Origin of the sequence: Rhodanobacter sp. T12-5 (genome assembly GCF_008329435.1) — a bacterium.
Classification (GTDB): Bacteria; Pseudomonadota; Gammaproteobacteria; order Xanthomonadales; family Rhodanobacteraceae; genus Rhodanobacter.
Genome location: NZ_NPKN01000005.1, coordinates 245,720 through 258,608 on the forward strand (window position 1 = coordinate 245,720; position 12,889 = coordinate 258,608).

At 66.0% G+C, this 12,889-nt stretch carries 11 protein-coding genes; 8 read left to right on the forward strand and 3 right to left on the reverse strand.

Annotated elements, in window-relative coordinates; all coding sequences use genetic code 11:
• Positions 1–97: 97 nt before the first annotated feature.
• On the forward strand, positions 98–3,091 hold the full coding sequence (locus tag CIW53_RS12190; RefSeq protein WP_149364990.1) for a ligand-binding sensor domain-containing diguanylate cyclase: 2,994 nt from the start codon (positions 98–100) through the stop codon (positions 3,089–3,091).
• On the opposite strand, the gene CIW53_RS12195 is transcribed toward CIW53_RS12190, so the two are convergent.
• The gene (locus CIW53_RS12195) at positions 3,086–4,078 is read right to left on the reverse strand and encodes a mitochondrial fission ELM1 family protein (RefSeq protein WP_242451880.1); all 993 of its coding nucleotides are present in this window, start codon (positions 4,076–4,078) and stop codon (positions 3,086–3,088) included. The genes CIW53_RS12190 and CIW53_RS12195 overlap by 6 nt on opposite strands.
• A gap of 123 nt (positions 4,079–4,201) precedes the next feature.
• Here CIW53_RS12195 and CIW53_RS12200 point away from each other — a divergent pair, with 123 nt between their 5' ends.
• Positions 4,202–4,795 carry a malonic semialdehyde reductase gene (locus CIW53_RS12200; protein WP_149364991.1) on the forward strand — a complete coding sequence of 198 codons (594 nt, stop codon included), beginning with the start codon at positions 4,202–4,204 and terminating at the stop codon, positions 4,793–4,795.
• A gap of 39 nt (positions 4,796–4,834) precedes the next feature.
• The gene (locus tag CIW53_RS12205; RefSeq protein WP_149364992.1) at positions 4,835–5,419 is read left to right on the forward strand and encodes a YceI family protein; all 585 of its coding nucleotides are present in this window, start codon (positions 4,835–4,837) and stop codon (positions 5,417–5,419) included.
• 75 nt (positions 5,420–5,494) lie between these two features.
• Here CIW53_RS12205 and CIW53_RS12210 read toward each other — a convergent pair whose 3' ends face one another.
• Positions 5,495–6,742 carry a Yip1 family protein gene (locus tag CIW53_RS12210; protein WP_149364993.1) on the reverse strand — a complete coding sequence of 416 codons (1,248 nt, stop codon included), beginning with the start codon at positions 6,740–6,742 and terminating at the stop codon, positions 5,495–5,497.
• 186 nt (positions 6,743–6,928) lie between these two features.
• Between CIW53_RS12210 and CIW53_RS12215 the strand changes: the two genes are divergently transcribed.
• The 4 genes from CIW53_RS12215 to CIW53_RS12230 all read left to right on the forward strand — a co-directional run bounded on the left by CIW53_RS12215 (position 6,929) and on the right by CIW53_RS12230 (position 10,496).
• Complete coding sequence (locus tag CIW53_RS12215) at positions 6,929–7,138, forward strand: zinc-finger domain-containing protein (protein ID WP_149364994.1); 210 nt, start codon at positions 6,929–6,931, stop codon at positions 7,136–7,138.
• A gap of 78 nt (positions 7,139–7,216) precedes the next feature.
• Positions 7,217–8,344 carry a glycosyltransferase gene (locus tag CIW53_RS12220; protein WP_149364995.1) on the forward strand — a complete coding sequence of 376 codons (1,128 nt, stop codon included), beginning with the start codon at positions 7,217–7,219 and terminating at the stop codon, positions 8,342–8,344.
• A gap of 57 nt (positions 8,345–8,401) precedes the next feature.
• Positions 8,402–9,733 (forward strand): O-antigen ligase family protein, encoded by a 1,332-nt coding sequence (locus tag CIW53_RS12225; protein WP_149364996.1) that lies wholly within the window; start codon positions 8,402–8,404, stop codon positions 9,731–9,733.
• Positions 9,723–10,496, forward strand: coding sequence for a glycosyltransferase family 2 protein (locus CIW53_RS12230; protein ID WP_149364997.1), 774 nt, complete (start codon positions 9,723–9,725; stop codon positions 10,494–10,496). The genes CIW53_RS12225 and CIW53_RS12230 overlap by 11 nt, the downstream gene beginning before the upstream one ends.
• Here the strand turns inward: CIW53_RS12230 and lpxL are convergent.
• Positions 10,490–11,407, reverse strand: a complete 918-nt coding sequence (gene lpxL / locus CIW53_RS12235) for an LpxL/LpxP family Kdo(2)-lipid IV(A) lauroyl/palmitoleoyl acyltransferase (protein ID WP_242451881.1) — start codon at positions 11,405–11,407, stop codon at positions 10,490–10,492. The genes CIW53_RS12230 and lpxL overlap by 7 nt on opposite strands.
• Before the next feature lie 173 nt (positions 11,408–11,580).
• Here lpxL and waaA point away from each other — a divergent pair, with 173 nt between their 5' ends.
• Positions 11,581–12,846, forward strand: a complete 1,266-nt coding sequence (gene waaA / locus CIW53_RS12240; RefSeq protein ID WP_149364999.1) for a lipid IV(A) 3-deoxy-D-manno-octulosonic acid transferase — start codon at positions 11,581–11,583, stop codon at positions 12,844–12,846.
• Positions 12,847–12,889: the final 43 nt, after the last annotated feature.

Sequence of the window (12,889 nt, forward strand, 5' to 3'; positions counted from 1 at the left end):
CCGCTTGTCTGACACCTTGTCGAGGGGCAAGATCGGCCGGAGCCGGCCAGGAGTTCGGGGGAGCCGGAGAGTCCAGCAACTTGCAGCAAGGGAAAGCATGACACCGCGGCTGCACATCATCCTGTTCGCGATCGTGGCTTGCCTGTCCGGCATGCGGCCGGCCGCGGCCATGGACCCGCGGATGCCGTTCAGCAGCTTCGTCCTCGATCACTGGAGCGTCGAGCAGGGCTTGCCGCAGATCACGGTGCTCGGCATGGCCGAGGATCGGGCCGGTTTCCTGTGGATCAACACCCAGTCCGCGGTAGCGCGCTTCGACGGCGTGCGCTTCGTCACGTTCGACCGGACTCGCGCCGGGGTCGACACCAGCATGCTTTCCGCCGTTTGGGCAGACCCGGTCGGACAGGTCTGGTTCGGTGGTGCGCGCGGCCTGTTGCGGGAACGCGGCGGGCAGTTCACCGCGCTGGGCGGAGAAGGGATCAACGCCATCATCGATGCCGGCGACGGCACGCCTTTGCTGGCCACCGCGCAAGGCCTGGAGCGCGTACGCGATGGCAGGGTCGTGCCTGTTCCCGGCTATGACGGGCCGGCCTTCAGCCTGCTGCGCGAGGGCGGAGTGCTGTGGATCGGTGGCCTGAATCGTGTCTGCCGACTCGATGCCGGGGCCGGTTCGTCGGCCATGACATGCTTCCGCCAGGATCACGCGGACGGCCGACCGGTGCCGATCACCCATATTGCCGCCGCCGGCGGTGAGCTGTGGCTGGGTACGTCGTTTGGCCTGAAGCGGCTGGATGGCACCCGCCTCGTTGCGTCCGGCCTGGATTCGGTCCTCGATACCACGTCGATCGAAAGCCTGCTGACCGATCGCGATGGCGCGTTGTGGATCGGCACCGTGCCGGCGCTGTATCGACGCCGGCCCGATGCCGTGCTCGAACGCGTGAGCGACGACGACATCGCGCACCATCCCTGGGTCCAGGTGCTGTTCGAGGACCATGCCGGCAGTCTGTGGCTGGGTACCCACATCGGGGGGCTGTACCGGGCCTGGAACGGCTGGATGCGAAACATCTCCACCCGCGACGGCATGACTGACTCGATGCTGTGGAGTATCGCGCGCGCACCGGGCGGCGACATCGTATTCGGCACCAATTCCGACGTGGAAAGGTTCGATGGCAAGCGCGTGCACCCGTTGATTCCGGGCAGCGGCCTGCCGAACCCGTCCGCGTACGAGCTGTATTACGACCATCGCGGCCGCCTGTGGATCGGCACGCGGGCGGGCATGGCGGTTTACGACAAAGGCAAAAACGTCACCCCGGCCGCGCTGTCCGCCCTGGATCGCTGGCAGGTCAACGACATCCGCGAGGTGGCGGATGACGATTTCTGGATCGGGACCTCCGGCGGCCTGTACCACTGGCGTGCGGGCAAGCTCGATCGCGTCGACCCCGGAGCTTCGGTGGCCGCCGCGACCATCCGTTCGATCCTGCCGCTGGGCCCCGATCATCTGTACCTGGGCACCGAGGACGGCGTGCGCGAATGGCGCGCCGGCAAGTTGCAGCAGCCGGCCTGGGCCGAACCGCTGCGCGGCCACTTCGTCTCGCGCCTGGCCATGTTGAAGCCCGGCATGCTCGGGGTCGCGACCATGGATGCCGGCATCGGCGTGATGCAGGATGGACGGCTGCGCATGACAAGACAGAAGGATGGCCTGCCCAGCGACAACGCCTGGACACTCGACCTTGTCGGCGGACAGCTTTACGTGGGCACGATCGTCGGGGCGTGGCGCATGCCGCTGGCGCAACTGCCACTGCCGGGTTCGCCGGCGCGTCGGGTGGTGCCCCAGTTGCTTGCCGGCGAGGAACGGACCACCAGCCTGCACAACATGCATTGCTGCAACGGCGGTGCCGGCGCGCGCAGCCTCGTCGACGGCGATGTCATCTGGTACGGCACCACCGATGGCGCACTCGGGCTGGATACGCGTGTGCTGGACGCACCGCTGAAGTCGCCATCGGCGATGATCGAGTCCAGCGGGCACGACGATCCCGCTGTTTACGACGAAACATTCGATCCGCAGCGTGACGTGCGCGATCTGGCGATTCGCTACACCGCCCCGTATCTGGGTATCAGCCCATTGCGCTTTCGCTATCGGCTGGAAGGCTACGACAAGAGCTGGCAGGAAGTCGGTGCGCGACGCGTGGCGTTCTACACCCACCTGCCACCAGGCTCCTATCGGTTCCGCGTTGCCGCCGCGGTTTCCGGTGCGCCGGGCTTCGGGCCCGAGGCCGACCTGCGGATCGAGGTCAAGCCGTACTGGTACGAACGCACCGTGGTGCGCGTGGCAGCGATCGTGCTGGCGTGTCTGCTGATCTTCCTGCTGGTCGGCTGGAGCATGCGCCGGCAGCGCCGTCGCAATGTCTGGCTGGAGACGCAGGTCGCGCAGCGTACCGACGAGCTCGCCCATGCGCTCGAACGCTTGCGCCTCAGCAACCTGGTGCTGACCGAGGAAAGCCACACCGACGCTTTGACCGAACTGAACAATCGCCGCTACCTGCTGGCGCGGTTGCCCGAGATGCTCGCCAGCGGCGATCCGATCGGCGTGGTGCAGATCGATGTCGACTACTTCAAGCTGGTCAACGACGGCTACGGTCATGCGGCCGGCGATGCGGTACTGCGCGAACTCGGCCATCTGTTCATGGCGTCGCGGCGCGAAGGCGACATCGCCGTGCGATGGGGCGGGGAGGAATTCCTGCTGCTGCTGCAGGACGTCGAGGTCGCCGACGTGTGCACCGTCGCCGAACGCCTGCGCTGCGATATCGCGGCAAGGGATTTCCCGGACGGTCGTGGGGGCAGGATTCAGCTGACCTGTTCGATCGGCTTCAGCATGTATCCGCTCGCGCTTGATGTCGACAGGACGACCTTCAATGCGGCGATCGAACTGGCCGACCTGGCGCTGTACCGCGCCAAGCAGGACGGGCGCAACGCCTGTGTCGGCCTGGTCGCCACCGCGCCGTTGTCCGCTGAAATCATGCGCTTCCCGTTTGCAGCGCAACTGGATGCGCTGCTGGCATCCGGGCAGTTGAGCTGGGTGCGCGAGGGATCATGAGTTGCCCGCGCGGGCGCTGATCCGTTCGCGCAAGGCAGCGGCGATGGCGGCGGTTTCGCGCAAGGGCGGCGCGCGCGCGATCGACACGGTTTCATCCATGGCATGCAGCAATCCGGCATCGTGCAGCGCCTGATGGAAACGCGCGAGCTTTGCCGGCAGCGGTGCGCGCACGAATGTCTGCACGGGGCAGCCGACGGCGCAGGCCTCGCTGAGCATGTTCACCGAATCGGGCGTGACGATCAGCCGGTCGGCCCAGCCAAGTACGCCGGGATACGGGTTGCGGCCATCGTCGCGACCAGCCCAGACCAGGCCGGGTATGTCTTCCAGTGCAAGCCGGAACACCTCGATCAATGCGGAAGGTGTGCGTCGCGAAGCCAGCACCAGCAGGCTGCCACCTCCGACGCGCTGGCGCTCCAGCAACCGCGCAGCCAGTTGGCTGGCGTAACCGGCATCCAGCGCGATGCCCTTGCGCGGGCCGCCAAGCAGTACACCGACACGCGGCTGCGGCAATTCGGCGAAACCGGGACAGGAGTCGCGGCCGTCGGCCAGCCACTCGTCACCCACCAGATTCAGCGAGCCCAGCGGCCGCAGCACATTGGGGCCTTCGACATGGTCATGTCGTGGTGCGATCACCGTGTCCCAGTGTGCGGGATCGATGCGCGGATTGAGGATTTGAAGGGTGTAGCACTGCCCGCCGGACAGGCCGCGCAGCATCCGCGTGAACAGCGCGGCGCTGCGACCGCAGCCGATCGCCACCGACGGCCACGGTGGCGTGAACGAGCCGCGTTGGGCCGCAGGCAGCGCGAGCGCTCCGCCGAGCGCCAGTCGCGGCGCCAGCCACGACCACGGCGCGCGGGGTTCCAGTACGAGATGACGCAGCGGCATCTGCAGGTGTTCGGCCAGCGCCAGCGCCTGGCGCTGGTTGCCGGCAGCGGCGTCGGTGATCACCCAGCATTCGCCGTGCAGTTTCACCATGGCAGCTGGCATCGCGGCATTGTTTCTCCCATGAACACAGTACGTTCCCCAAAGCCGTGATCTGTTCCCACGCGACGGCCTATACACTTGCAGACCATGCCGCCACCGTCGGCGCGCTTTCGACAGAGGATACCCATGAGCGAGCTGCTTTCCGAGGCCACCCTTGACCAGCTGTTCCGCAGCGCCCGAACGTTGAACGCCTGGTTGCCGAAGGAGGTGAGCGACGAGCAGTTGCACCGGATCTATGAACTGGCCAAGTTCGGCCCGACCAGCGCGAACTCCTCGCCGATGCGCGTGGTGTTCGTGAAGTCGAAGGAGGCGAAAGCGAAGCTGGAGCCCTTCCTGTCCGAAGGCAATCGCGCGAAGACGATGGAGGCGCCGGTCACCGCGATCGTCGCCACCGATCACGAGTTCTACGAGCAGCTGCCGAAGCTTTTCCCGCATGCCGACGCGCGCAGCTGGTTCGTCCGCAACCAGCCGCTGATCGACACCACCGCATTCCGCAACGCGACGCTGCAGGGCGCCTACCTGCTGCTGGCCGCGCGCGCGGTCGGGCTCGATTGCGGACCGATGTCCGGTTTCGACAATGCCGGCGTGGACGCGGCGTTTTTTGCCGGTACCGCGATCAAGTCGAATTTTCTGATCAGCATCGGCTACGGCGACGCCAGCCGCAACCTGTTTCCGCGCAGCCCCCGCCTTGCGTTCGACGAAGCCTGCAAGATCGCCTGACGCAAAGTGCCATCCACGATCCTCCAAGGAGTCATTCCCATGCGTGCACTGAAGTATCTCGCGCTCGCCGGCCTGCTCGGCGCCGCCGTATCGGTCCAGGCCGCTCCGGTCACCTACAAGCTCGACCCGAGCCACACGATGGTGTTGTTCAGCTGGAACCACTTCGGCTACTCGAATCCCACTGCCGATTTCGGCCTGGGCGAGGGCACGCTGGTGTTCGACGAGCAGCATCCGGCCGCCTCCAGCGTGCAGGTGACCTTGCCGCTGGCCATGCTCGACACCCACGTGCCAGCGCTGGACAAGCATTTGAAGGAGCCGGATTTCTTCAACGCCGAGAAGTACCCGGTGGTGACGTTCAAGAGCACCGCCGTGCAACCGCTGGGCGGCAACAAGTTCAAGGTCACCGGCAACCTCACCGTGCATGGCGTGACCAAGGTGGTGGTGCTGGACGCCACCTTGAACAAGATCGGCCCGCATCCGATGAGCAAGGCGCAGTCGATCGGCTTCGATGCCACTGCCAGCATCAAGCGCTCGGACTTCGGCGTGGGTGCGTACGTGCCGAATGTCAGCGATGCGGTCAACATCCGCATCACCACTGAAGGCTCGGTGCCGAAAGCGCCTTGAAGTGAGCTCCATCCATCATGAAAAAGCCGCGCCCGTGATGGCGCGGCTTTTTTTGTGTCGATGGTGCGATCGGGGTCAGTCCGGTTTCACGCCGGCGTCCTTGAGCGATTCCAGCTTGCCGAGATCGATGCTGGCGACGGCCTGTTTCAGCTGATCGATGCTGTCGGTGCTGCCGGTCGCCTTCACCGTGAAGCGCTTGCCGACGACCACGCTGTACTCGCCGGATTTGGACTGGTCGTCCCATGATTCATGGACCATGTTGCCGTCGGCGGTGTAGGTCTTCTCGTAGCCGTGTTCGGTCTGCTTCTCCTCTTCCGGTGCCATCGCGGCAGCCATCGCCATGAAGCCCTTGGCGCCGCCGGTGTCGGACACTTCCAGCGAAATATGCTGATTGTTGTCGCCGCGATAGTCGGCGCTGGCCTGCGAAATCTGCATGCCCATCGCATTGTTGCGTTCGGCGGACACGCTGGTGCGCTTGAGATCGCCAAGGCTGTCGGGCAGAAACGCCTTGATCCGATCCGGCGCTAGCGCTTCGACCGTGCCGCTGGTGCCCGATACCGCGCCCATCATCTTGCCCATCGCGTCATGCTGCGCGGCGGCGTCGCCGGACTTTTGCGCGGACTCCATGTCCTTGCCTGCCTGCTCGGCGCGCTGGCCCATCGCGGCGAGCTTGCCGAGCGTGCTGTTGCTATCGATGGTGACGTCGCCGCTGCTGTTGCTGATGTGCGCGCCGCTTATCGCGGCCGTGCCGACCACGCTGCCGACAATCAAGGCGAAAATCCAGCCCAGCACGACGGTGATGACGATGCTGACCGCGGTGTAGCCACCGGCCTTGTCCGCCGGGCATTTCATGGTGCTGGGCAGGCCGAGGTAGAACAGGTAGATGGCATAGACCAGGCCCACGATCAGGATCAGCATGCCGATCCAGGGCAGGATCACCGCGATGCCGGCGATCCAGCTGGCCGTCCACGCGTAGGTGATGGTCTTGAGCGCCTGCACCATGTCCTTCTTGCCGCCGAAGGTGGGCGCGAGGGCATTGATGATCAGTGCCATCACGTAGACCAGTACCAGCGCCAGCAGGTACTGCAGGAGCATGCCGACGATGCCCATGCCGACCGGGCTGCGTACGGTGACGCCGAACAGGCTGTGCCCGATCAGGCTGCCCTTGATGAAGCTGGCGATCGCCGGAAGTGCCGCAAGGATCGCGATGTAACCGGTATACAGGCCATTCACCGTGGCCGGTTCGGCGGCGATGACCGGCCATTCGGTTTTCGGCGTGGTCAGGATGTTCTTGATGCGGTCGATGATTTTCCCGAAATCCATGGTCTGCTCCCGTAACCAGTTGGTCCGGTGCCGGCACCGGAACGAGGATGATGTACAACCCACTTTCCCGGGGTCACGCGATCTGGCGGCATAGGCCCCGCTTGTTTTCCCCGTCCCTGCCGTCCCCCGACGGAAGCCTGCAGCCTGCTACCATTTGTGGTCCGCTGTCCAGTATGGAGTTCACTGATGTCGCCCACTCTTTCCGCGGCGGTGCCGCTGGTGCCGGCAAATGCCGAAAATCGTTATGAAGTGACGCGCGCGGACCTGCCGTTGTCCTGCCCGATGCCCGGCATGGAGCTGTGGAATTCGCACCCGAAGGTCTATTTGCCGATCGTCGACGATGGCGGCGAGTCAGCCTGTGCCTACTGTGGCGCGCACTACGTGTTGCGCGACTGACCGTTCGCCGGTACGCCAAGCGCTGGCGGCACTGTTTTTGCTTGCCTCCAGAGAATGAAATCCGCCAGTCCAGAGCTCATGTCCAGCATTGCCGTTCCCGCCAAGCTGCTGACTGTGGTCCAACTGATCCCCGCGCTGCACTCCGGTGGCGCCGAACGTTCGGCGTTGGAGATTGCCCGCGCGCTGGTCCAGGCGGGCCACCGCTCGATCGTGATATCCGCTGGCGGCCGGTTGGTGGAACAGTTGCAGGCCGAAGGCAGCGAACACGTGGCGCTCGACCTGGGCCGCAAATCGTTGCGCACCCTGTTTCAGCTCGGCCCGTTGCGGCGGGTATTGCGCGAGATCGGCCCCGACATCGTGCATGCCCGCTCGCGGTTGCCTGCCTGGCTGGGTTGGTGGGCGTTGAAGGGGATGACGCCGCGGCCGCATTTCGTCACCACCGTACACGGGCTGAATTCGCCGGGCAGCTACAGCGCCATCCTGATGCGCGGCGAGCGCGTGATCGCCGTCTCGCAGCCGCTGCGCGATTACGTGCTCAGTCACTATCGCTGGCTGGAACCGTCGCGGGTAAGGGTGATTCCGCGCGGCATCGATCCGGTAGCGTTCCCGTATGGCCATCGTCCGGACGAGGCCTGGAGCAAGGCATTTTTCGCCGAATACCCGATGCTGGCCGGCGCTCCGCTGCTGACCCTGCCTGCACGCGGCACGCGCCTGAAAGGCCACCATGATGCGATCGAGTTGCTGGCCGACCTCAAGCGCCGCGGGATCGAGGTACGCCTGCTGCTGCTGGGCGTGATCGAACCCGGCCGAGAGGCTTACGTGACCGAGTTGCGTGAACTGGCGCGCGCACGCGGGGTGACCTCGCAGGTCGCGATGTCGCCGCCACGCGGCGACATCCGTGATGTCTATGCGATATCGGCGCTGGTGCTGCAGCTGTCGAACCAGCCCGAGTCGTTCGGCCGCACCGTGATCGAGGCGTTGTCGCTGTGCCGGCCCGTGCTCGGCTACGCGCACGGCGGGGTGGGCGAGCTGCTGGCCGAGCTGTATCCGGCGGGCCGCGTGCCGCCGGGCGATCGCGAACGGCTGGTCGAGCGGGCCGCCGAGTTGTTGCGCGTGGCGCCGCCGATTCCGCCACTGCAGAGCTACCGTCTGGTCGACATGCAGCAGGCCACCCTGGCGCTGTACGAAGAAGTCACGGCAGGCTGAAACACCACGGCGTTCGCGCTCGCCTACAATGCGGGATCGTCTTCGTCCGGTCCGCGCATGAATTCCTTCGGCACCTCACTCAAGGCTGCACTGCGCTCGCCGTTGCTGCCGTTCTGGCTGGTGATCGCGCTGCTGCCGCTGGGCCGCAGCTCCGAACTGGGCACCTTGTTGTGCCTGCTCGGAGTCGCCCTGCTGTTGGCGCGCGAGCCGCAAGCGTTGAGCCAGCATCCCGGTGCACGCCTGCTGCTCTGGCTGCTGGCGGCTTATGTCGGTGCGGCGCTGCTGTCGGCGTTCGACGCCATCATGCCGGGCAAGAGCTGGAGCACCGTCGCGGGACTGCTGCGCTACGCGCCATTGGGGTTGTATGCGTGTTTCGCGATCCGTCGTGACAGCAAGTTGCAGGCACTCTATGTGGCCGTTGCCGTGGTGTTGGCTCTGTGGAGCATCGATGCGTGGCTGCAGGCGCTGACCGGCTGGAGCCTGGGCGGCCATGCCGAGGCCGAACGCGTTTCGGGCATTTTCGGCGCGGACAACCTCAAGCTGGGCCCGACCCTCGCGGTGCTGTCGCCGTTTGCGTTGTGGGTCGCGCGGCGGCGCTGGGGCCTGCCCGGATTGTTGCTGGCTTTCGTGCTGATGCTGGGGCCGGTGTTGCTGGCCGGCTCGCGCGCGGCGTGGCTGTGCTACGCGCTGGTGGCACTCGGATTCGCCTGGCACGAGGCAAGGTCGCCGCTGCGTTTTGCCGGATTCTGCTTGGTCGCCGCGGTGCTTCTTGCCCTCGCCGGCAGCCTGGCGTGGAAAACGTCCGAACGCTTCCATGCCCGGATGGAGCGCAGCATGCTGATGGTTCAGGGAACCGATCAATCCATCGACACCGCACTCAGCGGCCGGCTCGACATCTGGCATGCCAGCGTCGGGATGATCGCGGCGCATCCATTCAATGGCGTCGGCGTGCGCGGGTTCCGTTATGCCTATCCGCATTACGCACCGGCGAACGATCATTTCGTGGTTTCTGCCGAAGCCTGCGGCGTGGACGAAGGTGCATGCCATGCGCATCAGCTGGTGCTGGAAATCCTCACCGAGACCGGTGCGATCGGCCTGTTGTTGTGGCTGGCAGCTTTCGTGCTGGCGTGGCGCGCGTGGCGTCGGGTTGGCGCGGCGGCGCGTACACGTGCTTTCCCGGTCACGCTGGCACTGGGCGTGATGCTGTTTCCGTTGAACACTCATTTGGCCTTCTATTCGGCTTGGTGGGGCTTGCTGTTCGCCTGGCTGCTCGGGTTGTGGTGCGCAAGTTTATTTGTCGCCGGCATCCCTGCCGGCACGGCAGAAACCGGCATCCCTGCCAGACTCCTCAAAAAAGCACCCCCTCGGGATACATGCGATGAGACGTGAGCTGCTGTCGGTGGTGGTGACCACGTTCAACAGCGCCGGCACCCTCGATGCCTGCCTGCGCGGGGTGAGTTGGGCCGACGAGGTCGTGGTGCTGGACTCCGGCTCGACCGACGCCACCACGGCGATCGCCGCGCACCACGGCGCGCGCGTCCACACCCAGCCGTTCGCCGGCTACAGCGCACAGAAACAGGCGGCGATCGACCTGGCCAGCCATCGCTGGGTGCTGCTGCTGGATTCCGACGAATCGCTCGCGGCAGACACCGCGGCCTTGCTGCAGCAGGCATTGCGGGCACCGGCGCACGCGGGCTACCAGTTGTGGCGGCGCGAGTGGCAATTCTGGCGCTGGCAGTCGCGGCGCGGCCGGCTCAACCATTACGTGCGCCTGTTCGACCGGCAGCGCGCGCGGATGAGCGGCCACGAGGTGCACGAGGAAGTGCAGGTGGATGGCCCGGTGGGCGTGCTCGACGTGGTGATCGATCACTACGGCGAACCTGACATCGCCGGTCGCGTGGCCAAGGCGAACCGTTATTCCAGTCTGCAGCAGGCCGACCTGGCCAGGCGCGAGATCGGCTGGCTGCGGCTGCGCATGGTGGCGTATCCGACGGTGGCATTCCTGCGCTACTACCTGTTGCGCGGACACTGGCGGTCTGGCTGGGCCGGTTTCATCGCGGCGCGCATCCATGCGTTCTACGCGTTCCTGAAATACGCGAAATCGTACGAATTGCATCGGCGCCCGCCACCGGGCGACAGCGCGGATCAGTAGACCGCGGGCAGACCGGGCGGTCGCGTCTTGAAGCGTTTGTGCACCCACAGATACTGTTCCGGTGCCTCGCGCACCATCTGCTCGATGCAGGCGTTGACGCGGGCGGTATCGGGCAGGACGTCCGCGCCCGGGAAGTTTTCCAGCGGCGCACCGAGACGCAGCGCGTAGCCTTGGCCGCCAGGCAGGCGACGATGGAAGAACGGGATCACCACGGCACCGGAAAGCCGCGCCAGGTGATGGGTCGCCGTGATGGTGGCTGCCGGTACGCCGAAGAACGGCACGAACACCGTGTCCTTGCTGCGCATGTCCTGATCCGGCGCGTACCACAGCGTGCCGCCGCTGCGCAGGTACTTCACGGTGCCGCGGATGTCGTCCTTCTCGAACATGGCGTCGGCGTAATCCAGTCGCGCGCGCAGCACCAGCCACTCGAATACGGTCGAATCCATCCGGCGATACATGCCGGCGATGCGGATCCGCTGCGAGACCAGTCGCGCGCACAATTCCAGATGCGAGAAGTGGCCGCCCACCAGCAACACCCCCTTGCCTTGCGCGCGCGCCGCCTCGAGATGCTCCAGCCCCTCGATGCGGGTGGGAATCGCCGTCATGCGCAAGTCGCTGCCCAGCCATCCGAGCGCGAACTCCACCAGCATCAGCCCGATGTCGCGCAGATTGGCGTCGACCAGCGCGCGATGGGCGGCAGCATCGAGCTCGGGGAAGCACAGCGCGATGTTCGCCTCGGCGATATGCCGACGCGCGGAGGGTATCCGCAATACCAGCGCGCCGAGGCAGCGACCGAGCCACATCAGTGCGCGTTGCGGCAGCCGCGCGATCAGCCAGATCATGGCCACGCCCAGCCATGCCGGCCAATGGCGCGGCGCAAGCAGTGAGCGGGTGAAGGTGGGGCGGGGCATGCCGGGCATCGTGCACATTGTAGTGGAGGCGGGAATGCGGGACGAACGGAGGCGGCAGCTTGCTGCGACACAACGCCTGCTGCGTCCGGACCGTCCTGGCGCTGTCGATGCGTTCCCCCATTCCCCATTCCCCGCTCTCGTATACTGCCGCGTTGAACGGAAAGGCACCCACGTTGCGCTACCTCTACACCTTCGCGATGTTTCTGGTGACCCCGCTGCTGGTGTTGCGCCTGTTGGCGCGCGGGCTGCGGTCACGGCCGTACCACCGCCGCTGGCCCGAGCGATTCGGCTTCTTCGAGGCACCCGGTTTCAGGGGCAGCCTGTGGGTGCACGCGGTTTCGGTGGGCGAAGTGAATGCGGCCGAACCCCTGATCAAGGCGCTGCGGCGCGATTATCCGAACGCGCCGCTGGTGATCACCACGGTGACACCCACGGGTACGGCGCGGGTGCATCAGCTGTTCGGCGACAGCGTGTTCCATGTCTACCTGCCGTATGACCTGCCGTTCGCGGTGAGTGGCTTCCTTAGGCGGATTCGGCCGCGACTGGCGCTCATCGTGGAAACCGAGATCTGGCCGAACCTGTATTTCGCCTGCCGCCGTCGCGGGATACCGCTGATGATCGTCAACGCGAGGCTGTCCGAACGCTCGTTGCGTGGCTACAAGCCGCTGCGCAGCCTGCTGCGCTCGGCGTTGCGCTGCGCGCGGCTGATTGCCGCGCAGTCGCGTACGGATGCAGCGCGCTATCGCTTGCTGGGAGCCGATCCGCAACAGATCGTGGTGACCGGCAACATGAAGTTCGACATGCCGATCCCCGATGGCGCGGTCGCTGCCGGCGCCGCGATACGCGAACACTGGGGGCTGCGGCGGCCGGTATGGATCGCGGCCAGCACGCATGAGGGCGAGGAGCTGGCGGTGCTGGAAGCGCACCTGCAGGTACTCAAGCGGTTACCCGATGCACTGCTGCTGTTGGCCCCGCGACATCCGGAGCGATTCCGCGTGGTCGAAAATTCGGTGCGCAGTCTGGGCTTCAGCGTCGCCACGCACAGCGCCGACCGCTTGCCGCTGTCGACGCACCAGGTGTTCGTGATCGACGCGATGGGTCAGCTGATGCCCTTTTTCGCGGCGAGCGAGGTGGCCTTCGTGGGCGGCAGCCTGGTGCCCATCGGCGGTCACAACGTGCTGGAGCCGGCAGCCTTGTCGATCCCGGTGCTGGTAGGGCCGCATACGTTCAATTTCGAGGAGATCACGCTCAGCCTGATCCAGCAAGGCGGCGCCGAACGGGTGCCGGACGCGGCCCGGCTCGGTCCGGTCACCTTGCAGTTGCTGCTCGATCCGCTCCGACGCGAGAACATGGGGCGGGCGGCGCAGCAGGTTTTCGAACGCGAGCGCGGTGCGGTGCAGCGGGTCATGCAACTGATCGACACGCTTTTGCAGGAGTAGTCCGCAGACGCCGGTTGCCGACGGCAAACGGCCGGGAATGATC